We start from the raw sequence: 22,615 nt of genomic DNA on the forward strand, positions 1-22,615 counted from the left end.
GCGATGAATCGATTGCGAATTGGACATCTGGCGGATATTGACGAAAAGGGAGCTCGGACGTTTACGGTCTTGGATACCGAGATTGCCGTCTTCAAATTGAGTGATGGAACGCTGCACGCCGTAGAGAATCGCTGCCCTCACAAGGGCGGCAGGCTGTCAGAAGGCATGGTATGCGGAACGGCTGTCCACTGCCCGCTGCATGACTGGAAAATCGACCTTCGCAGTGGCAAGGTACATGAGCCGGATGATGGATGTCTGAACACATATAAAACCGAGGTCGATGATCACAGCGGTGAGATCTACATTACCATTGCAGGTTAGTCTTTAACCATTTCATATGTCTGACATCATGAATCAGGGAGGTGTGAACGATGGATTTTGTTAAACCGGCAGAAGTACTGCAATCGATGGTGGACGCAGGTGAGACTAAAGCCAGAATGAACCGGGTGCAGATGTTAATCCGTGGTTTTCTGGCCGGGGCGATTCTCGCTTTTGCAACAACGCTGGCATATACCGCTGTATCTCAAACTTCCGTTGGTTTGGCAGGTGCACTGATTTTCCCTGCAGGGTTCGTGATCATTATTCTGCTCGGACTTGAGCTGGTGACAGGCAGCTTCGCCATGATACCACTCGCGGTGATGAAACGCAGAGTCACACTGATGGATATGCTGCGTAATTACTTCTGGGTAATTGCCGGCCATATACTGGGATGCCTGTTCTACGCTCTGTTATATGAACTCACGCTGACGAAGATGGGAACCGATATGAGCAGTCCCCTCGTTCAAACGCTGATTCAGACCAGCGAAGCCAAGACGCTCGGATATCAGCATCTGGGCGGCGCAGGTATGGTTTTGGTCATCATTAAAGCTATTTTATGTAACTGGATGGTAACACTAGGTGCAGTCATGGCGATGACGTCCACCTCCACACTCGGTAAAATCGTGGCCATGTGGCTGCCGATTACGATATTTTTTGCTCAAGGATTCGAACACGCTGTTGTAAATATGTTTGTCATCCCGGCAGGCATGATGCTGGGTGCTGATGTCAGTCTTGCCGACTGGTGGCTGTGGAATCAGATTCCGGTGCTGATTGGTAATTTCATTGGTGGTGCCCTATTTACCGGGTTAGGGCTGTACGCTGCACACCGCTGGGGAAGCCCCATCCCGATGGCATCCAAACTCGCAACCATCCATGGCGGTCGTTCAGGATTGGCCAATGCCGAGTCTGCGTCCAAACTGGGGACACGATCATGAGCCGGGGCCTGGTAAGTATCGTAGGCGCTGGACCTGGAGATCCAGAGCTCATTACGGTGAAAGCTCTGAGACGCATTCAAACGGCAGATGTACTGCTGTATGACCGACTGGTGAATGATGACTTGCTTGCCGAAGCTCCTGAAGCAGCACTCCGAATCTATTGTGGGAAGGCCCCTGGGCTGCATTCCATGAGTCAGGAGATGATTGGTCGGTTACTGGTTGCTCACGCTGCGGAAGGCAAACAGGTGGTTCGGCTCAAAGGCGGTGACCCGTTCATCTTCGGGCGCGGCGGCGAAGAAGCGCTCGTGCTGGCTGAAGCCGGAATTCCTTTTGAGGTCATTCCTGGCATCACTTCCGCTGTGGGCACATCCGCCTCAACCCTGATTCCGTTAACCCATCGGGGAGTGGCTTCAACCTTCGCTTGTGTCACGGGTACAGGCAGTGATGGCCGTGTATCTTCCGTTCGCTGGGATCTGCTCGCCCATAGTGTTGACACACTGGTAATCTACATGGGTATCAGCCAATTACCCCTCATTCAACGTGAATTGCTGCAATCCGGCAAAAGCAGCAGTACACCAGCAGCCTTGATTGAACGCGGAACCACCGCGAACGAACGAATCATTACCGGCACACTCGGCCAGCTTCACGCTATTTCCCTTTCGGAAAAGGTTAATAATCCCGCGCTAATCATCATTGGCGAAGCCGTTCTCGTACGCGAACAACTGATTCAGCTCCAGCAAGCAGCAGACACCTCTATGACGGGATAGCTGCCGTTTCCCTTTTCTCAATCCAACAGCATACGTTCGTGAATGGTCCGACCCTTCTGTCCTGGTTCTATCAGCAGACGGGTCGGTTTGATGTTTATTAATGCCGTCAACTGCTCCCCCATATAATGCGCAGAATATTTGAATCCTATCTCTGCCCAGTGCATGATGACACCCACCGTCGCAGATATCAGGTAGCTCAGCATAATATCGTAATTGATCGTGTACTCACTATCTTCAGTTACCAGCACGAAATCCTCGGTCAAGTATGTCCGGAACATATTGCAGAGCCTTAGGGCCATATCACCATGCATGGTGATCAAGGCACGGAAGACATCCTGATGAGCTTCGATATATTCAAATACCGGCATAGTCGAAGGAAGCAATCCGGTCATATCCACTTCCTTTAATTCAGCATACGGCTTGGCATAGGCTTGACCCACTCCCTGCATGAAATCCTCCAAAATGAAATCAAGCAGTTCCGGCTTGCCAGGAAAATGCAAATAAAAAGTGCCCCGATTGTAATCTGCACGCTCTGTAATGTCACGAATGGTGACGGCGTCGGCTCCCTTTTCCAATATTAATGAAACCGTCGCAGCGATAATCGCATCCTGTGTTCTTCGTGCTCTCCGGTCCTGGGGGTGTTCGATAATCAACATTTTCGCCTCCTTTGTCCATTATTGTAACCTAAATGAACACCGCTTACATCTGTGTCCGATACCAGACATATACGCTGTCAATGATTATTGTCACACCGTTATGTATATCTTAACATTGAGACAGGAAAGATAGACGACAGGTTGAAACTTTTTTTAAAGAAAAACCTGCCAATAATAAATAAGGAGCGAATATATCATGAGTACTTATACACATACAGCAGTTATTACAGGAGCTGCCGGAGGCATTGGTAAAGAATTGGCACGCAGACTGGCTGAACGTAAAATCAATCTGGTTCTGGTGGATCTGAACGAAGAAGCCATTCAAAAAACAATCACTGAACTGAACCTCGACAAAGAGCATGTGATTGCGGTAAAAGCAAATGTATCCCAAGAAGCAGACGTGAAAAACTATGTTCAAAAAGCACTCGATGCTTTTGGCAGAATCGACTACTTCGCCAATAACGCGGGTATCGAAGGTCCTACCGGTCTGATCGAAGACCTCAGCGTTGAAGCACTGGATACGGTATATAACGTTAACGTTCGTGGCGTATTCCTTGGTCTGCAAAATGTCATTCCAGTAATGAAAAAACAAAAATCCGGTGCGATTCTGAACACATCTTCCCTTGCAGGTCTGATGGGTGCTCCAGCCGTATCCCCATATATTATGTCCAAACATGCCGTAGTAGGTCTCACACGTACTGCAGCAAATGAACTTGCACCTTACAATATCCGAGTAAACGCGGTATTGCCAGGAACGATTAACACTCGCATGATGCGTCAAATCGAAGCAAACTCCGGTGACGTGGAAAACTATCAAGATGCTACTGTAGCCAGCATTCCAATGGGACGTTATGGCGAACCAGAAGAAGTGGCAGCCGTAATGAACTTCCTCTTGTCTGAAGAAGCATCTTATGTAACAGCATCCCTCTACACTGTAGATGGCGGCATGATGGGTCAATAATAAGCTGTACGAATGTTTTACCATAAAGATCGGGTTATCCATTAAAGACCCCTTCACAGTAATATAAAAGAAGACCTCAACCTCCACCGTTACGTGGAGGTTGGGGTCTTTTTTGGGTACCTTGTTTACGATGTGGATAGTACCTACAATAATTCAGATCTTAATCCACGTATCCAGCGTGGCCTTTTTCCATGAGATAGTCCATTTCGGCATCCAGAATGCCTTCTACCGTCAATTCATCGAGCTTCACATCTTTGCGGCTCAGGATATAGTCGGCCAGATCATCTCCGTCGATGTCCACTTCGCCTTTGGCATTTTCATGCGCTTTGTTGATGTAGGCTTGCTCATGCTTCAGCACAAGCGAAATATTCGCCTGGCTCGCTTTGGTTTTGTCTGCGATATATTGCATCATTTCCTGCTCATTAATCGAATTCGCTTCCGTCACGTTCAGTTCAGCTCCTTGGTTCATACATACTGTTGCCATTGTAGCATAGGTTAACCCATAACAGACATGCCTTATTCAGATCTAAGTTAGACGAACATAGAACGTCGCTCCCTCTCCTACTACACTACGAGCATAGATCTGACCTTTGTGCTGGTCCACGATGGATTTGGCAATCGCTAGACCGAGACCGTGTCCACCATGCTTGCGTGCTCTGGATGCATCCGTACGATAGAACCGATCGAAGATACGATCCAAATGCTCCGGCGCAATACCTTCCCCTGTATTAGAGACGGCTAGTACTACCTCATGATTTTGCTTCTTCAGTGAAACATTAACCGCGCCTTTGGCTTTGGAATACTTCACAGCATTATCCAGCAGAATCAGAATGACCTGCTTGATCTGTTCACTGTTGCCATGGACCATGAGCTCCGGCTCAATGCTGTAGTCGAGCGATATATTTTTCTCAAAAATAACAGCTTCCATCGTCAAAATAATGGTCTCTACCGCATCACTCATATCAAACTTGGAGTGAATCATCTTGGAACGTGAATCGTCGATCTCGGTCAGATATAACAGATCACTTGTTAACCGGGACATGCGCTCCGTCTCCGACTTGATATAATGCAGCCATTTGGACTGGTTATCAATAGTATCTTCCCGATTGGCAAGCAGCACGTCGGTGTTGGTATTAATGATGGCCAGAGGTGTCTTCAGCTCATGGGAGGCGTCCGCGATGAACTGTTTCTGTTTATCGAACGCTTCCTTGACCGGAGCAATGGAACGATTGGCAAAGTAACGGCTCAGGAAATAAATGACGATTAACATGAACAGGCCTACGAAGGTGAAGGTATAGATGAGATTCGTAAGAATGCCCTGCTGGGCTGTTACATCAATGAACACAATCATATGTCCATCGCTGCTCGGATCAATGACATACGCCCAGTTCGTTCCATTTAGCGCAAATTGCCCGGTCTTACGCTCTGAAAGATCAGCCTTGTCCACCTTCTCCAGTGCCTCTGCGTAAAATGGTTCCTCCATGCTGAATCTGGATTGTGAATCCGTAATATTCCACTCATTATCCGTCTTAACCATGAACGAGACCGAACGCCCTGGCGGCGAATTGGGATCTCCGCCTGGTCCGTTCTGCTGCATGTCCGTTGGCGGATTACCCGCGATTGCATCATCCCCACTCGGCATCTTGGACGAATTATATGGGTTGTGATAGAAATCGGATACCTTGAAGAGCTCCATGTTGGTTTCCCGCTGCACATTCTGGTACGTAATGATATAGATCGTCGCAAAGGCAACCAGCATCATGATGGAGATCGATACCAGATTGACGACCAAAAACCGGTTTCGAAGTCTCTTAAACATTAGGCCGTCACCTCAAGTACATAACCTACACCCCGGATGGTATTAATACGGACCTTGGAGTTCAGGAAGGTCAGCTTCTTGCGCAAAAATGAGATATATACCTCCACATTGTTATACTCCACTTCAGAATCGAACCCCCACAGCTTCTCGATGATCTGCTCCTTGGATGTGATGGCCTGTTTGCGTGTGATTAGCAGCTCCAGCAGCTCGTTCTCTTTCAGATTAAGCTTCATCTCCTTGCCCTGCACGGCCAGCTTCAGCTGCGTTGTGTTCAATTTAATATCGCCAAACTTCAACCCTTCCTCAGGTACAACCTCGCCTTTTCTTCTAAGGGCTGCCCGAATCCGGGCCAGCAGTTCCTCTGTCGCAAACGGCTTCGCAATATAGTCATCCGCCCCATAATCGAGTCCGGTTACTTTGTCCGATAGCTCTCCCTTGGCAGTCAGCAGGATCACAGGCGTGTGGTTTCCCTCACTGCGCAGCTTCCTCAGCACGCTGATCCCATCCATCTCCGGCATCATGATGTCGAGCAGCAGCAGATCGTATATACCGCTTAACGCATAATCGAGTCCTGATCTGCCATCGTGGACCATGTCCACGGAGTAATTGTTTTTCTTCAATATCTGGGATACGGCCTCTGCCAGATGAACCTCATCTTCCGCAATTAATATTCTCATGATCTATTCATTCCTCTGCCTTGAATTGTTCGTCGCGACTTTCTTTTATTATATCAATCATTCTACCTGCGGAACCTTGAATCAATCTTAATTCATTGAATTTACGAGAAGTATTATAGGAAGGTAAAAAAAGATCAACGGAAGGTAAAATCATTTAAGATTCATTCAAGGTTGACGCTCTAAGATACAGACATGGAAGCGATACACGATGAAACAAAACATACAATCCATGGATGAAAGGAATGAATCTTAAATGGCGATTGAAGTATTCAACCGATATGAGAGCAAGTATCTTCTGACCGATGAGCAATATGAACGTTTCTACCGTGATCTGCTGAAGTATATGGAACTGGATGCGTACAACAAGAAACATGAGTTCTACTCCATCAGCAACCTGTACTTCGATACCCCCCAGGATTCCCTGATCCGCGCAAGCCTCTCCAAGCCCAAATATAAGGAGAAGCTGAGATTGCGGGCTTACGGGGTACCTGAAGAAAATGCCAAGGTGTATCTGGAGATCAAAAAGAAAGTGTTTGGCCTGGTGAACAAAAGAAGAACGGCTCTGATGCTGGATGAGGCTTATGAATTCGTTCGTACGGGACAGGCGCCTGAGCTGGCAGACTACATGAACAAGCAGGTTGTCGATGAGATCGAATACTTCCTTCGCTTATACAACCTGGAACCGAAAGTGTATCTAGCCTATGAACGCAAAGCATTGTTCGATAAGAACAGCCGCGATCTACGCATCACCTTTGACACCAATATCCGCAGCCGCAGATACGATCTGAAGCTGGAGCAGGGAGACTACGGTGAACCACTGGTGGAGGACGGTCGCTGGCTGATGGAGGTCAAGGCGGAGAAAACTGTTCCGTTCTGGCTGTCCCAGCTATTGTCTGAACACGGCTTGTACCGTGTAGGCTTCTCCAAATACGGCAACGAATTCAAACGCCTTGTCAGAACGACGAACCTGAACTACCAGGGCGAACGAATCCTTGTTCCAGGGACCGACTTCGATCCTGCCATGAAACCAAACCAAACGATCATAGAAAGAGAGAGTGTAGTATATGCTTGATTCCATTTTCAGTTCTGCTCTAACCGACACAACGCTGACATTCAGCAGCGCTGTGATCACGATTGGCCTAGCCATCCTTATGGGTGCAATTATCAGTCTCACATACATGAAAACCAATGCAAACACATACTCACAAAGTTTCACATTAACCATGGTTGTCCTGCCTGTTATCGTTGCGATCATCATCCTGCTAATCGGCAGCAACGTAGCCCGCGCCTTCAGCTTGGCCGGTGCCTTCTCAATCATCCGTTTCCGAAGCGCGCCTGGTGATCCCAAAGATATCTCCTACGTCCTGTTCACCATGGCTTCCGGTCTTGCCTGCGGCGTCGGCGCATTTGGATACGCGGTGTTGTTCACCATCATCTTGTGTGTACTGATGTTTGTACTGATGTTTGTTCTGAGCCATTTCAAATTCGGAGCCAAGAAGAGTCAACAAAAATTGCTTAAAGTCACCATTCCTGAAAACCTGAGCTATGAAGAAGCCTTTGATGAAGTATTCAAAAAATTCAATGTTGAGTATCAGTTGAACAAAGTGAGAACAACCGAACTTGGCAGCTTGTACGAACTGGTCTACCTGGTTCACCTTGGCCAACACGTCAATCAGAAGGAATTCCTTGATGCCGTTCGCACACGTAACGGGAATCTGGATATCTCCCTCAACATGGCACCTACGCCAGAGTATTAATTCGAGACATTTTATAAATCGAAAGGAACGATACATGATGAATAAAAAATGGATTACAGGCAGCAAGTTATGGTCCGTAGCGATGATTACCACAATGCTTGCAGCATGCAGTGCTCCAGCAGCGACAAGCTCAACCGCCAACGCCGCAACGTCAACAACAGGCACCACCAAAACGGTTTCCGTTAGTGAGCAGACCTCCGTCAAATATGCGGATCTAGTCTCCCTGGATGCGGACGATACCAATGTAAGCTGGAGTGAAACCGACTCTACAACCATTAAACTGAGCGGGAAGACAGCAACCGTTACCGGCTCCGGAGCCAAAGCGGCGAACGGCTCGGTAACCATCTCCGAGGCAGGTACGTATGTGCTTAGCGGGGAACTGACAGACGGGCAGATTGTAGTTAATGTAACCGATAAAGGAACCGTTCACCTCGTGCTGAATGGGGCAACCATTCACGATAACGACAGTGCGGCCATCTATATTAAGGAAGCTGGCAAAGCTGTAATTACCCTGCAGGAAGGAACGGAAAATGCCGTTTCGGATGGTAAGACCTATGTATACGCTGATGATGCAACGGATGAGCCCGATGCAGCCATCTTCAGTAAAGCAGATCTGACGTTTAACGGCACAGGTAAACTCAACGTAACAGGTAACTACAACGAAGGGATCACAAGTAAAGATGATCTCATCATTGTAAGTGGCACCATTAACGTCAAAGCAGCAGATGACGGCATCAAAGGTAAGGATATGCTTGCTGTCCAAGAAGGGACCATTACGGTGGATGCTGAAGGTGACGGTATGAAATCGACCAACGATACCGATGCGGAAAAAGGATTCGTAGCCATTGCTGGCGGTACATTCGATATTCAAAGCGGAAACGACGGCATCCAGGCCGAGACTGCACTCGTTACCGACGGCGGCACATTTAACATCGTAACTGGCGGCGGCAGCGCCAATGCACCAGCCAAAGCAGAAGAGGAACCATTCGGCGGCGGTGGCGGTGGCTGGGGTGGTGGAACACCTCCAACCGACATGGGTACTCCACCAGATGGTGAACCGCCTGCTGATATGCCGGCAACGGATGGTACGAATGCAGCAGGGACAGCACCGGCAACTTCCGCTGATAAGGCATCGACTACTGCTTCGGATGCAGATGCTGCGGCAACAACGACAACCGAAACAGAATCGACAAGTGCCAAAGCACTTAAAGCCGGGGCAGATCTTACCGTTAACGGCGGTACGTACACCATTGATTCCATGGATGATTCCCTGCACAGCAACAGCAATGTAACGATCAACGATGGTAAGATTACCATTGAATCCGGCGATGACGCCATTCATGCTGACTTGGCGCTCACCATTAACGGTGGAACAATCAACATTGCGAAGAGCTACGAAGGGCTTGAAGGCGCAACAATCACCTTGAACGATGGAGACGTGGACGTAACATCTTCAGATGATGGTGTAAATGCTTCGGGTGACATTACTGCAGCAACTGCGGATGCTGCGGATGCTGCGGCTTCCACAGAAGAAGATAATACTCAAACAACTGATGCAACGACTGCTTCCAACATCTCTGTAACCGAGACGACTGGAACAACATCAACAACTACAGATACGGATCAAGCAGATCAAAGCACGGACGCAAATACCAATACTCGCCCACAAGGTGGCGCTCCAGGCGGTATGCCGGGCGAATCTGCTGGAAACAGTGAGCTTCACATTAACGGTGGATCCCTTACCGTCAATGCAGGTGGCGATGGACTTGACTCCAATGGTTCCATCTACATGACCGGTGGAACCGTGATTGTGAACGGTCCAACCAATGATGGCAATGGCCCGCTCGACTATGATGGCACATTTGAATTGAGTGGTGGTTACCTGATCGCAGCCGGCAGTTCCGGCATGGCACAAGGTACATCGGATTCCTCCACTCAGAACACAATCGTCATGACATTCCCTGAAACGCAAAAAGCAGGAACCCTGGTTCACGTACAAGACAGTGATGGCAACAACATCCTGACCTTTGCTCCAGCAAAAGATTATCAATCCGTTGTCATCAGCTCTCCAGACCTGAAAGAAGACGGCTCTTATGAGATCTACTCCGGCGGAACATCGACTGGTACAGCCACAGATGGCCTGTACACAGACGGTACGTACAGTGGCGGCACCAAAGTGGTTGCTTTCCAATCCACTAGCAACGTCACTTGGGTGAATGAATCCGGTGTGACGACTGCCAATACAGGTATGGGTGGTCCAGGTGGAGGACGCGGTCAAGGTGGATTCGGAGGCGGACGAAACAGAACAGGGTCCGGAACAACAACAGATGGCACGACTACAGACGGAACAAGTACAAGCACAACAGACTCCGCAAAATAAACAAGGATACACTGAGCGGTATTTAATAAAACGCCTGTTCAGCATAACAATAGAAGGCGCCAAATTCACTTTAGAAGTGGGTTCGGCGCCTTCTTTCGTTATCCTTATAGTGACTGGATCACACTGCTTTCCCTTGGGGAAAGGTATAACCATCGTTCTCTTCAAAATGTGTATACATAAACCTTCGTACGCAAGGCATCCTTGCACGTAATCGTTCGCAGTGGCACTTTGCCCGGAAGTGCGAAACATATACTGATAACCCGTGCCCCCGGTGGAAGCTCCCGGCTAAACTTGTCCACGAGCCGGGTCATGGCACCAGGAAACAGATAACAGACCACACCGTCTGCGTGTTCATAGGAGCTTTTGTAGATATCGCCGCGTATGAACCGCAGCCGACCCTTCAGTGAATTCCGCTCGCCCTTGGCTTTTCTGAATCCAATCATCATGCTAGACATGACTTGTGAAAACCAGAAAGGAATGACCGAATTCTCAATGCCCGTAACACGCTTGCCCGGACAATGGCGGGCGATATCCACGCCCAGCGTCCCCCAGCCTGAACCTGCCTCAATGATATCCCCATAACCCGGAATGCGATCAACCTCCTGAATGACTACCTGCCGGACCATTCTGGATGTGGGCATGGGCGAGATTCCATTTTTCCAGCTGACCAGCACAATGGATATGACGGCGATTAGCGTCACCACGGCAATCAGCCATGGAATGAATTGAATGATCAACATGGCCTCATCCCTTTGTTCATACAGACTGGTTACATCATGCCGCCCATAACGCCAGGCACATGTGACTTCATGTATACACCCTTTTTATAGACCGATTTGATCGTAAAATGGACACCCAACTTGCGGTTAGTCCGATAGATCAGCGAGTTGATCTCATCGATTCCTACCGAATCGCTCTCCAGCATGCTTCGTTCAGGCCATACCTGGCCAACGATCTGCTCTCTCGTCACAAAATGATCCAATTGACTGTACAGCAGCTTGAACAGCTGGAACTCCTTCTTCGACAGCGGAATTTCCACCTCGCCAATCTGTACGGTCTGCAGGTGATCATGCACCCGGACTCCCTCACCCAGCAGATCGGATATGCGATATTCGCGAGTTTCTTCGAGATCCCCCTCCGTCCGAAGCTGAATCAAGCCATTGACCATGGTCAAAATGTCTCCTTCGGCAAACGGGTATTTCTCATAGGGAACGAGCCGCTGCCCGTTCAATTCGGTACCATTTTTGCTATCCAGATCCTCCACCCACAGCTGACGCTGTGCATCATAATGAATGCGGCAGTGCCGCTTCGATATCAACTGATTATACACGGACAAGTCCGATTCACCGCCGCCCGTATAACGTCCCACCGTGATGGAGCGTCCCTGGCTTACGTAAGCAAATGAACCGTCGCTCTCCTGCCCAGGTGTACGAATGACGATTTTTGCCGCCTCCCGCATGTTCATCTCCCACCTTCGATTATCACTCTAGCTCTATACGTTTCATGAATAATGATAACTTCATCAGATTTGTTCCATTGTTTGCATCCCTGGCTATTTATATAGTGTATACAGGCAATGATGTATTCGTTTCTCTACTATACCAGACGTTGTGCTTTTTTTCTCATAACGGTCTTTCATCCAGCCTAATCAACAAGAGAGGGTTATCATCATGAACAAAAAGAAGATTTTCATATACGTACTGCTCGCTTTTGCCTTGTCCATTACACTAACTGTCCTGTCACGCATGACAGACGAACGCAGCGAATTATTGAACGGCACGCCAGCCTCTGAAACATCATGGATGCAACTGAACACACAGCCGTGAGCTTACTCTATTATAACGCGATCCATGTAATAAACGTTTCACCAATGTCATAATCACTGCAGAACATAACTTCCTGCCTGCATAATCGCATAAGTCCACATGAAGAAGCCCCTTACACGCTGACATCACAGCGGGAAGAGGCCTGTTTGCTTAGAATTGTACAATTGAAAATGCGTTCTGACGATTGTGCATATTTAAAAAAGTACTTACTCAGGCCGATCCGATTCTTCCACCTGTGGGGTCTTCTTGGCTTGAGCTTCCTCCATCCGACTGGATACCTTCTGATACAGATACGAAATGCACAGCAAAAACCCCGGGAAGCAAGCTCGCTTCTCGGGGTTACACCATTTAAAATAATTCTACCTGATACACGCTTTATGCGGCATCTTTCTCTTCCCCATCTGCGGATTCGGGTTCGATTATTTCGGTGGCATCCGGGTCCAGCCAGTTGCTGAGCATGGTTCGTACATGCTGCAGATCATCCTCCGATAGATCATAATACCAAGTTCCACTGCGGGTTGCGCCTTCACCTTTCAGCATATAGTTGCTGATTGTTGGCGCGCTGTCTTTCATATATAAGGACTCAGCAAAGTTCACGATGAAATCCGAGCTCATGTTGGTTGTAAAGTTCGATCCGGCAATCTTGATGACGTCCGGGATCTTCGTCAGATTTTTGACCTCCAATGCCCGATTCATGAACGCACTCAGGAAAATCCGGTGACGCATCGTCCGGTTAAAATCGGAGTCTTCCCGGTATCTGACATAGCCAAGCGCTTCTTCGCCGCTATAGATGGGTTTATTTGCTTCCACAAACAGCTTCTCATGACTCTTGAGTTTGTTCTCAATATTTTTCTTGATCGGCAGCTCAACGCCGCCAACCGCATCGACAATATCCTTGAGTCCGTTAAAATTAATCGCGGCATAGAAGTCCACCTTGTTCCCCAGCAGATTCTCCACCGTATCCATAGCCATCTTGGCTTCGCCATGGGCATAGGCTGAATTAATCTTCGATTTCACATCCCGCCCGACAATCTCGGTATAGGAGTCTCGCGGAATGGAAAGCAGCAGCACTTTATTGTCTTCCGGACGCACGACGGAATAGATGATTGTATCCGAACGGCTTGGTTCATTATCCCGTTGATCAATCCCCAGCAGGAGTAGCGAGAAAGGGTCCGTGTGTTGTACCACAGGGACTTCTGCGTTCTGATCTCCAACCGGCTTGTAGGAATCATCAAGTGCTTCCTTCACCGTACCGGAGGCAAATAGGTTAAATGCCAGCAGTACAAGTTGTTTTTGGTAGACATATCCGAGTCCTCCCAGCACGATCAGCACGCTTAGGGTAATGATTAGAGGTTTCTTCCATCTCTTCTTCGGTTTCTTCGGCTTCCGGCGGGTTAAATGTGCAGCACTGTTTTCCATCATATCTCCTTTAATAACGGGTTCTTAGAATCATTTAACTATATTAATAACACGTTTTCAATAGATTACGTTATAATCTGCTATACAAGAACTGACACAGAAGGAGCGATGATGAATGGAATATCGACGTTTGGGCAACAGCGGCTTGCGTGTATCTGCACTTGGGCTCGGCACGAATGCTTTTGGTAAACGTGCAGATGACGCGGCTTCAACCCGCATTATTCATGCAGCACTTGATCAGGGAATCAACTTTATCGATACCGCCAACATCTACGCCGGAACCGAATCGGAACGGATTATTGGACAGGCCCTGCAGGGGCGAAGGGAAAACGCTGTGCTTGCAACCAAGGCCGGACTTCCCCGGCATGATGGACCGCATGGGTGGGGTTCCTCCCGCTATCATTTGCAGCAAGAACTGGAACAGAGCCTCCGGCGTCTGCAGACGGACTACGTGGATCTGTATCAGATCCACACGTTTGATCCGCACACTCCGCTGGAGGAAACCTTGCGAACGCTGGACGATATGGTGTCCTCCGGTAAAGTTCGTTATATCGGGGCCTCCAACTATGCAGCCTGGGAACTCATGAAAGCTCTCGGCATCAGCGAACTGAAAGGTCATGTGCGCTATATTTCCACTCAAACCAGCTACTCCCTGGCAGACCGCACCCCAGAGCTGGAACTTGTTCCAATGTGTCTTGATCAAGGCGTCGGAATCATTCCCTATTTCCCACTTGCGGGTGGCATTCTGACTGGCAAATATAATGGACAAGCAGGTATTCCTTCGGGCTCCCGAGCGGATACGGATCCATCCTTCAACCGGTTCCTGCTCGAGCACAATGTCAGATTAGGAGAGCAGATAAGTGAGAAAGCATTAGAATACGGCTGCTCTCCAAGTGTTCTGTCACTTGCCTGGTTGCTGGCTCGGCCAGCTGTTTCAACGGTTATCGTTGGGGCCACGCGTACTGAGCAGCTGGAGCATAACCTGGCTAGTTTAAGCCTGGAGCTTACTCCAGACATGATCACAGAGCTGGATCAACTCAGTGACTCGTTCCGTCATGGTGAGCCGTTCGCCTCGTACCGGCTCGAATAGAAGCTATTAAAAACCTCCCCGATTCACGCTCGGGGAGGTTTTCATTGTCTGTATGTAGAAGGCCAGGTGCCAACTCATCTTACCTTGCTTCGATGGGTATATCATCTATGAGTTCAATAAATGGTGGGATGCCATAGAGCGACTACTCCGATTTATGTTTGATAAGCTCCCGCATAATTTCCATATACTCTTCCTTATGATCGCTTACCAGGTCAAAGAACTGTCTGTCAGCCTCTTCAACTAGCTCGATTCCCCGATTGGCCAGTTCCGTGCCTTCCGGCGTTGTAGTAATGATGTTTGCACGGGTATCTGTTTGATGGCGACTGCGATGGATCAATCCCCGTTTTTCAAGCGCTCGAAGAACCTGAGAGGTCACATTCACATCCACGTTGGCAAAATGCGCAAGCTGAACCTGCGTTACGCCTTTCCCTTCCGTATCTCTCTCATTCAGCCATAAGCAGCCATGCAGAAGTACAAATTGCGGCGGGGTTAATCCCAAGGGATCAAGCACCCTGCGCACTTCCTTCTGCCACATCGTTGTAACCTGCCACAGCAGGTGTCCTGGACTTTCATGTGCGTTTTTATACTGTGAACTCATCTCATTTATTCCTCCATCACTGATGCCTTGGGACTTGTTGTATGCCGTGCATTGCAGAGATATTCGGATGGCTGACTGATCGTCAGCGGGAAGGGATGAATTGCTTCACCCATTGTCCAAATCCCTGCGGATTGCGGCTCTGGATCAGGACTGTGCCCTCACCTCTGAATCGGCATACCAGTCCTTCACCACTGGTCACACTGGATAACCAGCCCTGCGATGCTTTTTCGATATGATACTCCATATATTGAGGCCAGGCAACCAGATGCGCGTTATCCACAATGACTTCTTCTCCCGCTGCCAGATGAATGGCGTGAATTGCACCATAAGAAGACAGGAATACCGTGCCTCTTCCGCTGATCTCAATAATGAAGAAACCCTCCCCCGAGAAGAGGCCCTTCTTCAGGTTTTGCATTTTACTATTTACCTGGATGCCTTCCGTCCCGGCCAAAAAGCCATCCTTCTGCACATACAGCGAATAGGAACCATCCAGTTCAACAGCCTCCACACCGCCCATGGTGGAAGGTGACAGCAAAATCTCTGCAGGTCCTCCTGCAGCGGTTAACTCTTGAAAGAAGAACTTCTCCCCGCTGATCATTCTTCCAATTCCGGCAAACATGCCACCCTCCGCAGATCCCTTTAGCTGAACCGTCGGCGTCATGGATACCATGGCACCGCTCTCAGCCTTGAATCGCTCTCCGCGCTGTAAACGAACCTTGAGCATGGCAAAAGCACCTTCATGCAAAATCTCGTAATTCATTGCTTGATCAGCTCCTTGTTCTCATCCGAATCAAAATGGTTCAGCCCATTATCCTCGAGCATTGCTGATTTGTCTCCGTACTCCTTCACGATGTGCTGCTCTCCCCAATTGCATAGTGCATTCAGAATCGGCTCCAGACTCCAGCCATATTCACTGAGCTCATACTCTACCTTGGGCGGGACCTGATTATAGACGATCCGGTTCACGATTCCGTCATCCTCCAGCTCACGAAGCTGCTGGGTTAACATCTTTTGGGTAATGGCGGGCATAATACGCTTAAGATCACTGGTGCGTTTTTTGCCATGTGTGAGATGACAGAGAATGACACACTTCCACTTACCGCCGATCACCTCCAGCGTAGCCTCGACCGAGATATTGTATTTTTTTCTGTTCATTATATGCTTCCTCCCCTAATCATCTGATGAACTTGCCAAGCTTATCTATATAGGCACCAAAAAGTACGTATGGTACTAAAAAGTACGTACTATTCATTTTATACCGAATAATTCATAATAGCATTTGCCGGTACGTAAATCTACATTCGGGGAGTTGAACAAGAAACATGGTACAAGATTCAAAACGCAGCACCTGGGCCCTGCTCGCACTGGCCATTAGTGCGTTTGCCATCGGCACCACTGAGTTTATCAGTGTTGGACTGCTGCCACTCATTGCGGGTGACCTGGGCATTTCCGTAACTACAGCGGGACTGACCGTTACTTTATATGCGCTCGGTGTAACCTTCGGGGCGCCCATCCTGACCTCATTAACCTCAACCGTGTCACGCAAGACGCTGTTGATGGCCATCATGGTTGTTTTCATTGCAGGCAATACGATGGCCGCGCTATCAAGTGGCATCACCATGCTGCTTATAGCCCGGATTATTTCAGCCCTGTCACATGGGGTGTTTATGTCCATTGGTTCCACCATTGCAGCTGACCTCGTGCCAGCAAACCGTCGGGCCAGTGCCATTGCCATTATGTTCTCGGGCCTGACCATCGCTACAGTGACCGGCGTGCCTCTGGGTACGCTGATCGGGCAACATTTAGGCTGGCGTGCTGCCTTTATTCTCATTGTTATTGTCGGCATCATTGCCTTTATTGGTAATATGGTACTTGTTCCTTCCACCCTGCAGCGCGGAACACGCACAGCATTCCGGGACCAATTGAAGCTTGTAACAGGAGGAAGGCTGCTGCTGGCGTTTGCAATCACAGCGGTCGGGTATGGAGGCACATTCGTCGTTTTCACGTACCTGTCTCCGCTTCTGCATGATATCAGCGGATATTCCGAGAAAACCGTGGCAGCCATTCTGTTGTTATACGGAATCGCCATCGCGATCGGCAATATCATTGGGGGCAAAGCCGCCAACCGTAATCCGTTGAAGGCATTATTTTATATGTTTATCGTTCAGACCATCATTCTGGGCATACTGTACTTTACCGTACCATTCAAGCTGGCAGCACTGCTCACCATTCTCGGCATGGGTCTGCTTGCCTTCATGAATGTACCCGGACTTCAGATGTATGTCGTCACACTTGCAGAACGCTATGCGCCACAGGCTAAGGATGTGGCTTCTGCCTTCAACATCGCTGCCTTTAACGCGGGTATTGCCATAGGCGCCTACCTGGGCGGGGTCATTACGGACTCCATTGGGCTCGTGCATACGACTTGGGTTGGTGCAATTATGGTTCTTGCCGCCGTTCTTCTTACAGGATGGGCCAGAGTACTTGAACGCAGATCATCAGCTGTATAAGCATTCGATATAAGAACAGGCTGCACCTGAAAAAATTGAGTTCCCAGACTAATCACGTTCAGTGACTCATGAAGCCCTTATTTAAAGGAACCGGTTTCGCATGGTATAGTATTATAGTACGTTGGACCCTATTTAATCTACCCTCATTTAATTTTGGGGGATTGGATTGAACGATTCGAGAGTTACTTTCTGTGAATTACGAACACACTTAGGAGGACATCACATGACAGCACAACACTTACAATCTACAGTAGCTTTGCATAACGGCGTTCAAATGCCTTGGTTTGGACTAGGGGTATTTAAGGTAGAAGAAGGCGCAGAATTGATCGAAGCGGTCAAAAAAGCAATCCAGCATGGCTACCGCAGCATTGATACTGCCGCTATATACGGTAACGAGTCCGGTGTTGGACAGGCGATTGCCGAAGCGTTGAAAGAAAACAACCTGAAGCGCGAAGAACTGTTTGTTACATCCAAAGCCTGGACTGCAGACCTTGGATATGAAGAGACTCTTGCAGCCTTCGATACAACTTTGAACAAGCTCGGTCTGGAATATCTGGATCTGTACCTGATTCACTGGCCAAAAGCAGGCAAATACAAAGGTGCATGGAAAGCGATGGAAGAGCTCTATTCTGCAGGCCGAATCAAAGCGATTGGTGTAAGCAACTTCCAGATCCATCACCTCGAAGACCTGATGCAGGATGCCAAAGTGAAACCGATGGTTAACCAAGTTGAGTATCATCCTCGCCTTACTCAGGTTGAACTGAAAGCCTTCTGCGAGAAACATGGTATTCAGCTTGAAGCCTGGTCCCCGCTCATGCAAGGTCAACTGCTGGACAACCCGGTGCTTACCGAGATTGCTTCTGCCAAAGGCAAATCCGTGGCACAAGTCATCCTGCGCTGGGATCTGCAGAACGGTGTTATCACCATTCCGAAGTCCACTAAGGAAAATCGGATCATTGAGAACTCTTCTATCTTCGACTTTGAATTGTCCAACGATGAGATGGATCGGATTAGCGCCCTCAACGAAGATGTTCGTGTGGGACCAGACCCGGACAACTTTGATTTCTAATTTAAATGAAGCAAAAAGCCTCCATTCCCTCGCTATATGCGGGGTATGGGGGCTTTTGTGTGTTGCGGTATGGAATCCTTCGGGTATGATGGAAGGCTTATTACATAGAAGACGCTCCCAAGTTTATCAGGAGTGTCCTCTTTTACAGGTTACGATTGAAGCTGCCACAATGCAGCCACATTGGAAGGCTCCCACCCCGTTAAGGAGGTATGGGATTGCAGGCATTTATACGTTTTTCCATTATACGTAACCAGCTGCCCTACGACATAAGCCGTATTTGCCTGCCAAGCGGAAAGGCCAGGATTCGTCGTACCCACTTCTGTTTTCACCGTCAAGGCACCGCTCGCAGCAGACAGGTTGCCTGCCGCATCCTTCGCTTTTACTGTGAACGTATAAGAGGTGTCTGCCGCCAGGCCTGTAACAGTCGCCGATGTTCCACTAACGGTTGTCACCAAAGCGGTTCCGTTGTATACCTCATATCCGGTTACACCAACGTTGTCCGTGGAGGCTGCCCAGCTAAGGGTGATCGTGGATGAGGTTTTTGCAGTTGATGTGAGGTTCGTCGGCACGGTTGGTGCTTGGGTATCTCCCCCCGGCTGAACAGTAGTGCTTACTGTAACGCTATTACTAGCTGCGGATAGATTGCCTGCGGTATCCTTTGCTTTTACTGTGAAGGTATAGGAAGTACCTGGTGCAAGCCCGCTAATTGTTGCGGTTGTTCCAGTAACGGAAGTCACAAGATTAGTGCCATTGTAGACGTTATAACCGGTAACGCCAACGTTATCCGTCGAAGCATTCCAGGCCAAGGTTACCGAGCTTGCCGTTACTCCTGTCGAACGGGCATTGCCCGGCACACTTGGTGACGTCGTATCCGCAGGAGGCGTTGTACCCCCGGTCGACAGATCCGATTTCAACTTGTTTTGGAGTGTCTTGTTGCGGTCCCCACTGAGCTCCCAGAACATCGCTCCGCCAAGCCCTTTGCTCTTGATATATGCGGTTTTGTGTCCGATGGAATCCGCATCGTCATAGCTGATGAAGCGCTTGTTGGAGGCGTTATACAGAAACGGTACCTTGGCTGTATCGTTCCAATAGCGTGTGTATCCATTTTTATTAATGTAGTTGGCTTCCAGATCATAAAAGTCAAAGGAACCTGCCTCCCAAGTTCCTATAGAAGAACCACCCGAACACGTTTGATACTGGCCGTTATTCGCCTGTGCGCATCCATCCCAGCCTCGACCGTAAAATGGAACACCCAGCACGAGCTTGGCAGCCGGTACTCCTGCATTCAGATGCCCTTGTGCTCCGGCAGCCACATTAAAAGTATTGCTATCCGGTACCCCTGCACTTGAAGCGGCAGGATCCGCATTCAGCGGTGCATTGTGTGCACTGATTTTCTGCCAGGCTCCGTTAAAATCGTAGGTCATGATGTTAATCCAGTCAACAATGGAAGCAATGTTCGCAAGCTCCGTATTGGCAGCATAGGTTGGAGATGCTCCGCTTGCAATCGTAAGCAGGTACTCTTTGCCGGAGGCGGCTTCCGCCGCATCCAGCTTCTCGCGGATTTTGCTCAGGAGAAGGGTATAATTTTGCTTATCTTCAGGACGTTTACTGTTACCGTCCAACCCGCCTGATACCGGGTATTCCCAGTCGAGATCCACCCCGTCAAAGTTGTATTTCCGCAGGAAATCGACGGCAGAGTTGGCAAAGACCTCACGGGTAGCTGATGTTGCGGCTACATCAGAGAAACGGTTGGACCACGTCCATCCTCCAACGGAGATGATTGTTTTCAGATTCGGATTGATCTGCTTCAGCTTGTTGAGCTGATTGATATTCCCTGCATAGGGCTGATCCCAGGTGTCCCCTGCAAATTGTTTGCCTGTGTCGATCCAGGGGTCTCCAAGAACAATCGTTCCATTCGGTACGTTGATTGTCTGGCTCTTCTCATTCTGGCAGCTCCAAGTCACCGGATTGGGACCAGAAGGATCTGGATTTCCATGAATGCCGTTCCAGCAAATATCGGCAAAGGCATAGTTGATATGTGTCACCTTGGTGGGATCAATATCCGTTACATTGTAGTTTCGTCCGTATGCTGCCCAGGCAGGATAGTAACCGACAATTTTATAGGCATCTGCTGCTTCGGCCGTTCGAGATTGAAGTGTAAAAGAAGGGATGATGACAGATAAGAACAGGACCAGACCGAGGAGAACCTTACCGACTTTTTTGAAATCCATGTGTATGGTTTTATATGACATTAGTACACAACCTCCTTCGTTGTTTGCGTGCTGAGCCCGTTCAGATACGACCGATGTGCGTTTGAAAATTGATGGTTCGTATATGCATCCCAGTTAATGGACCAGGTCATGATGCCCTTAAGGCCCGGATACCCCGCGGGTTGGTGCAAGGTATAAGAACCGCCGTAGGATACACCCTTGATCAAGTAATTCAATGCCTTCTGCAGCTCGGCAGGTGATGTATAGCCCCCACCGGCTGCCTGCTGGGATGCCGGTACACCGATCGCAATCTGATCCGGACGCAATGGACTGAAGAATGAACCCGAGCTTCCACCTACTTGAAAGCCCTGAAGCAGCATCTCGGCCATGGCTACATGGAAATCTGCTGTGCCCTGAGCATAGGAGCGCCCGTCCAGCCCGACCATGGAGCCACTGTTGTAGTGCTGCACGTGGAGCAGCGTCAGGTCATTACGCAAGGCATGAATAACAGGCAAATATGCTCCCCAGGGACCGCCATAGGACAGATAACCACCTTGGACATAGGCCGTCTCCGGTGCTGCTGTAAGTATGAACTCACTGCCAAAGTGTGACTTGACCGCCTTGACACCCTGGATGAGATTAACAATCTTGGGTGTCGTCGGATTACGGAAATCGGTATCCCCTGCATTCAGGGAGAGGGAGCTTCCTTCTAGGTCGATATCCAGACCATTGAAACCGTAAGTTGAAATAATGGATTTCAGTGACTCCTCGAACTGCTGCCTCTTGCCTGCATCGGTAAGCTCAATCGTTCCATTGGCTCCTCCCATGGACAGCAGTACTTTTTTTCCCTGACTCTGAAGATAGGCAATATCCGATTTGAATTCGGCTGTTGTTGCGTTATATGGAGTAAAAGCGAGCGTGCCGCTGCCGTGCGAAACCGGTTCGGCAAAGGAGACATTAATGATGTCGTAGGCTGTGGACACGTTGCGAAGTCTGATATTGGTAGAGCCATTGTCGAAGTTGTGCCAGTAACCGATCAGCCATTTGTTACCGATTGGCCCCGGATTCGGAGTTCCAGTGGAAGTTGTTACACTCAGGGGATTGCTTGCAGCAGACACATTGCCTGCAGCATCTTTTGCTTTTACTGTAAAAACATAAGCCGTGCCGCTGGTTAGCCCACTTATTGTCGTTGTTACAGCTGAGGTACTCGTCACAAGAGCCCCATTTTGATACACGTCGTATCCGGTCACCCCCACATTATCCGTGGATGCGTTCCAGGTAAGCTGGACTGAGGTCCCCGTGATCGAGGATGAGGCTAAGCCTGCAGGAATGGAGGGTGGGGTTGTATCCGGAACAGGTGTCTCTCCTCCTTCCCCGGGACCATCCCCTACATAAGTCCACAGTGCAGGAACTAGAGGAGGCTCCCAGCCATTCAAAGCCGTATGGGACTGAATGCATTCATAATTCTTGTTTTGATATGTTACGAGGTCTCCTTTCTTGTATGCGGTGCCGGCCTGCCACTGGGCAGCGGCGTCTGCTCTTGGTGCAAACCACGAAATGATCAGAAGAAATGCCAAAGCGACTATGATAACCGGGCGGACTCGAACAGCTTGATTCAAGCAA

At 49.0% G+C, this 22,615-nt stretch carries 23 protein-coding genes; 11 read left to right on the forward strand and 12 right to left on the reverse strand.

From position 1 onward, the window contains the following. Positions 1-3 precede the first annotated feature (3 nt). Genes nirD through cobA form a run of 3 tightly spaced genes read left to right on the forward strand, consistent with a single transcriptional unit; the run spans position 4 to position 2,020 of the window. A complete protein-coding gene (gene nirD, locus AC3RCI_RS28290; protein ID WP_095360200.1) occupies positions 4-321 on the forward strand; it encodes a nitrite reductase small subunit NirD in 318 nt (105 codons plus the stop codon). Positions 322-371: 50 nt separating this feature from the next. Next, positions 372-1,253, forward strand: coding sequence for a formate/nitrite transporter family protein (locus AC3RCI_RS28295; RefSeq protein WP_336782441.1), 882 nt, complete (start codon positions 372-374; stop codon positions 1,251-1,253). Beyond that, positions 1,250-2,020: a uroporphyrinogen-III C-methyltransferase gene (gene cobA / locus AC3RCI_RS28300; protein WP_492527158.1), complete on the forward strand. Its 771-nt coding sequence runs from the start codon at positions 1,250-1,252 to the stop codon at positions 2,018-2,020. The genes AC3RCI_RS28295 and cobA overlap by 4 nt, the downstream gene beginning before the upstream one ends. Positions 2,021-2,037: 17 nt before the next feature. Here cobA and AC3RCI_RS28305 read toward each other — a convergent pair whose 3' ends face one another. Next, positions 2,038-2,676: a TetR/AcrR family transcriptional regulator gene (locus AC3RCI_RS28305; protein WP_154894535.1), complete on the reverse strand. Its 639-nt coding sequence runs from the start codon at positions 2,674-2,676 to the stop codon at positions 2,038-2,040. Between the two features lie 196 nt (positions 2,677-2,872). Here AC3RCI_RS28305 and AC3RCI_RS28310 point away from each other — a divergent pair, with 196 nt between their 5' ends. Further along, on the forward strand, positions 2,873-3,637 hold the full coding sequence (locus AC3RCI_RS28310; protein ID WP_095360204.1) for an SDR family NAD(P)-dependent oxidoreductase: 765 nt from the start codon (positions 2,873-2,875) through the stop codon (positions 3,635-3,637). Positions 3,638-3,797: 160 nt separating this feature from the next. On the opposite strand, the gene AC3RCI_RS28315 is transcribed toward AC3RCI_RS28310, so the two are convergent. The 3 genes from AC3RCI_RS28315 to AC3RCI_RS28325 form a co-directional block, all read right to left on the reverse strand. Next, positions 3,798-4,082, reverse strand: coding sequence for a hypothetical protein (locus AC3RCI_RS28315; protein WP_371859949.1), 285 nt, complete (start codon positions 4,080-4,082; stop codon positions 3,798-3,800). A gap of 81 nt (positions 4,083-4,163) precedes the next feature. Then, positions 4,164-5,456 (reverse strand): sensor histidine kinase, encoded by a 1,293-nt coding sequence (locus tag AC3RCI_RS28320; protein WP_492527159.1) that lies wholly within the window; start codon positions 5,454-5,456, stop codon positions 4,164-4,166. Further along, a complete protein-coding gene (locus AC3RCI_RS28325) occupies positions 5,456-6,133 on the reverse strand; it encodes a response regulator transcription factor (RefSeq protein ID WP_492527160.1) in 678 nt (225 codons plus the stop codon). The genes AC3RCI_RS28320 and AC3RCI_RS28325 overlap by 1 nt, the downstream gene beginning before the upstream one ends. A 253-nt stretch (positions 6,134-6,386) precedes the next feature. Between AC3RCI_RS28325 and AC3RCI_RS28330 the strand changes: the two genes are divergently transcribed. From AC3RCI_RS28330 to AC3RCI_RS28340, 3 genes are read left to right on the forward strand one after another with little or no spacing between them, the layout of a single operon-like run. Then, positions 6,387-7,205, forward strand: a complete 819-nt coding sequence (locus tag AC3RCI_RS28330; protein WP_095290755.1) for a polyphosphate polymerase domain-containing protein — start codon at positions 6,387-6,389, stop codon at positions 7,203-7,205. Next, entirely contained in the window at positions 7,198-7,890 is a 693-nt protein-coding gene (locus tag AC3RCI_RS28335) for a DUF4956 domain-containing protein (RefSeq protein ID WP_492527161.1), read from the forward strand. The genes AC3RCI_RS28330 and AC3RCI_RS28335 overlap by 8 nt, the downstream gene beginning before the upstream one ends. A gap of 34 nt (positions 7,891-7,924) precedes the next feature. Then, a complete protein-coding gene (locus AC3RCI_RS28340) occupies positions 7,925-10,270 on the forward strand; it encodes a carbohydrate-binding domain-containing protein (RefSeq protein WP_492527162.1) in 2,346 nt (781 codons plus the stop codon). 161 nt (positions 10,271-10,431) lie between these two features. Here the strand turns inward: AC3RCI_RS28340 and AC3RCI_RS28345 are convergent, their stop codons facing one another. Together AC3RCI_RS28345 and AC3RCI_RS28350 are read right to left on the reverse strand one after the other, a co-directional pair. Then, positions 10,432-11,010, reverse strand: coding sequence for a class I SAM-dependent methyltransferase (locus tag AC3RCI_RS28345; protein ID WP_492527163.1), 579 nt, complete (start codon positions 11,008-11,010; stop codon positions 10,432-10,434). A 29-nt stretch (positions 11,011-11,039) separates the two neighbouring features. Beyond that, the gene (locus AC3RCI_RS28350; protein WP_336782451.1) at positions 11,040-11,729 is read right to left on the reverse strand and encodes an FHA domain-containing protein; all 690 of its coding nucleotides are present in this window, start codon (positions 11,727-11,729) and stop codon (positions 11,040-11,042) included. 211 nt (positions 11,730-11,940) lie between these two features. On the opposite strand from AC3RCI_RS28350, the gene AC3RCI_RS28355 reads away from it, so the two are divergent. Beyond that, positions 11,941-12,096: a hypothetical protein gene (locus tag AC3RCI_RS28355; RefSeq protein WP_336782453.1), complete on the forward strand. Its 156-nt coding sequence runs from the start codon at positions 11,941-11,943 to the stop codon at positions 12,094-12,096. A gap of 375 nt (positions 12,097-12,471) precedes the next feature. Here the strand turns inward: AC3RCI_RS28355 and AC3RCI_RS28360 are convergent, their stop codons facing one another. Further along, the gene (locus AC3RCI_RS28360; protein WP_318284052.1) at positions 12,472-13,518 is read right to left on the reverse strand and encodes an LCP family glycopolymer transferase; all 1,047 of its coding nucleotides are present in this window, start codon (positions 13,516-13,518) and stop codon (positions 12,472-12,474) included. Positions 13,519-13,630: 112 nt separating this feature from the next. Here AC3RCI_RS28360 and AC3RCI_RS28365 point away from each other — a divergent pair, with 112 nt between their 5' ends. Beyond that, on the forward strand, positions 13,631-14,605 hold the full coding sequence (locus AC3RCI_RS28365; protein ID WP_492527164.1) for an aldo/keto reductase: 975 nt from the start codon (positions 13,631-13,633) through the stop codon (positions 14,603-14,605). Between the two features lie 142 nt (positions 14,606-14,747). Here AC3RCI_RS28365 and AC3RCI_RS28370 read toward each other — a convergent pair whose 3' ends face one another. The 3 genes from AC3RCI_RS28370 to AC3RCI_RS28380 all read right to left on the reverse strand — a co-directional run bounded on the left by AC3RCI_RS28370 (position 14,748) and on the right by AC3RCI_RS28380 (position 16,358). Continuing rightward, entirely contained in the window at positions 14,748-15,203 is a 456-nt protein-coding gene (locus AC3RCI_RS28370) for a MarR family winged helix-turn-helix transcriptional regulator (protein ID WP_336782457.1), read from the reverse strand. A gap of 82 nt (positions 15,204-15,285) precedes the next feature. Next, positions 15,286-15,963 carry a TIGR00266 family protein gene (locus tag AC3RCI_RS28375; protein ID WP_153980388.1) on the reverse strand — a complete coding sequence of 226 codons (678 nt, stop codon included), beginning with the start codon at positions 15,961-15,963 and terminating at the stop codon, positions 15,286-15,288. Continuing rightward, a complete protein-coding gene (locus AC3RCI_RS28380; RefSeq protein ID WP_095290738.1) occupies positions 15,960-16,358 on the reverse strand; it encodes a winged helix-turn-helix transcriptional regulator in 399 nt (132 codons plus the stop codon). The genes AC3RCI_RS28375 and AC3RCI_RS28380 overlap by 4 nt, the downstream gene beginning before the upstream one ends. A 167-nt stretch (positions 16,359-16,525) precedes the next feature. Between AC3RCI_RS28380 and AC3RCI_RS28385 the strand changes: the two genes are divergently transcribed. Continuing rightward, complete coding sequence (locus AC3RCI_RS28385; RefSeq protein ID WP_336782460.1) at positions 16,526-17,713, forward strand: MFS transporter; 1,188 nt, start codon at positions 16,526-16,528, stop codon at positions 17,711-17,713. Positions 17,714-17,936: 223 nt separating this feature from the next. Continuing rightward, a complete protein-coding gene (locus AC3RCI_RS28390) occupies positions 17,937-18,782 on the forward strand; it encodes an aldo/keto reductase (protein ID WP_492527165.1) in 846 nt (281 codons plus the stop codon). A gap of 149 nt (positions 18,783-18,931) precedes the next feature. Here AC3RCI_RS28390 and AC3RCI_RS28395 read toward each other — a convergent pair whose 3' ends face one another. Together AC3RCI_RS28395 and AC3RCI_RS28400 are read right to left on the reverse strand one after the other, a co-directional pair. Next, positions 18,932-21,034: a glycosyl hydrolase family 18 protein gene (locus AC3RCI_RS28395; RefSeq protein ID WP_492527166.1), complete on the reverse strand. Its 2,103-nt coding sequence runs from the start codon at positions 21,032-21,034 to the stop codon at positions 18,932-18,934. Beyond that, positions 21,034-22,611 (reverse strand): chitinase, encoded by a 1,578-nt coding sequence (locus AC3RCI_RS28400; protein WP_336782463.1) that lies wholly within the window; start codon positions 22,609-22,611, stop codon positions 21,034-21,036. Before AC3RCI_RS28400 ends, AC3RCI_RS28395 begins: the two co-directional genes overlap by 1 nt. Positions 22,612-22,615: the final 4 nt, after the last annotated feature.

The organism is Paenibacillus sp. MT124, assembly GCF_058792755.1.

Excerpts from the sequence above, each read along its gene's own strand:
- AC3RCI_RS28305 (WP_154894535.1), bottom strand. The coding sequence starts at position 2,676 with ATGTTGATTATCGAACACCCCCAGGACCGGAGAGCACGAAGAACACAG.
- AC3RCI_RS28390 (WP_492527165.1), top strand. The coding sequence starts at position 17,937 with ATGACAGCACAACACTTACAATCTACAGTAGCTTTGCATAACGGCGTT.
- AC3RCI_RS28370 (WP_336782457.1), bottom strand. The coding sequence starts at position 15,203 with ATGAGTTCACAGTATAAAAACGCACATGAAAGTCCAGGACACCTGCTG.
- AC3RCI_RS28385 (WP_336782460.1), top strand. The coding sequence starts at position 16,526 with ATGGTACAAGATTCAAAACGCAGCACCTGGGCCCTGCTCGCACTGGCC.
- AC3RCI_RS28295 (WP_336782441.1), top strand. The coding sequence starts at position 372 with ATGGATTTTGTTAAACCGGCAGAAGTACTGCAATCGATGGTGGACGCA.
- AC3RCI_RS28375 (WP_153980388.1), bottom strand. The coding sequence starts at position 15,963 with ATGAATTACGAGATTTTGCATGAAGGTGCTTTTGCCATGCTCAAGGTT.
- AC3RCI_RS28340 (WP_492527162.1), top strand. The coding sequence starts at position 7,925 with ATGATGAATAAAAAATGGATTACAGGCAGCAAGTTATGGTCCGTAGCG.
- AC3RCI_RS28395 (WP_492527166.1), bottom strand. The coding sequence starts at position 21,034 with ATGTCATATAAAACCATACACATGGATTTCAAAAAAGTCGGTAAGGTT.
- AC3RCI_RS28360 (WP_318284052.1), bottom strand. The coding sequence starts at position 13,518 with ATGATGGAAAACAGTGCTGCACATTTAACCCGCCGGAAGCCGAAGAAA.
- AC3RCI_RS28350 (WP_336782451.1), bottom strand. The coding sequence starts at position 11,729 with ATGCGGGAGGCGGCAAAAATCGTCATTCGTACACCTGGGCAGGAGAGC.
- nirD (WP_095360200.1), top strand. The coding sequence starts at position 4 with ATGAATCGATTGCGAATTGGACATCTGGCGGATATTGACGAAAAGGGA.
- AC3RCI_RS28380 (WP_095290738.1), bottom strand. The coding sequence starts at position 16,358 with ATGAACAGAAAAAAATACAATATCTCGGTCGAGGCTACGCTGGAGGTG.
- AC3RCI_RS28355 (WP_336782453.1), top strand. The coding sequence starts at position 11,941 with ATGAACAAAAAGAAGATTTTCATATACGTACTGCTCGCTTTTGCCTTG.
- AC3RCI_RS28330 (WP_095290755.1), top strand. The coding sequence starts at position 6,387 with ATGGCGATTGAAGTATTCAACCGATATGAGAGCAAGTATCTTCTGACC.
- AC3RCI_RS28365 (WP_492527164.1), top strand. The coding sequence starts at position 13,631 with ATGGAATATCGACGTTTGGGCAACAGCGGCTTGCGTGTATCTGCACTT.
- AC3RCI_RS28325 (WP_492527160.1), bottom strand. The coding sequence starts at position 6,133 with ATGAGAATATTAATTGCGGAAGATGAGGTTCATCTGGCAGAGGCCGTA.
- AC3RCI_RS28310 (WP_095360204.1), top strand. The coding sequence starts at position 2,873 with ATGAGTACTTATACACATACAGCAGTTATTACAGGAGCTGCCGGAGGC.
- AC3RCI_RS28335 (WP_492527161.1), top strand. The coding sequence starts at position 7,198 with ATGCTTGATTCCATTTTCAGTTCTGCTCTAACCGACACAACGCTGACA.
- cobA (WP_492527158.1), top strand. The coding sequence starts at position 1,250 with ATGAGCCGGGGCCTGGTAAGTATCGTAGGCGCTGGACCTGGAGATCCA.
- AC3RCI_RS28320 (WP_492527159.1), bottom strand. The coding sequence starts at position 5,456 with ATGTTTAAGAGACTTCGAAACCGGTTTTTGGTCGTCAATCTGGTATCG.
- AC3RCI_RS28345 (WP_492527163.1), bottom strand. The coding sequence starts at position 11,010 with ATGTTGATCATTCAATTCATTCCATGGCTGATTGCCGTGGTGACGCTA.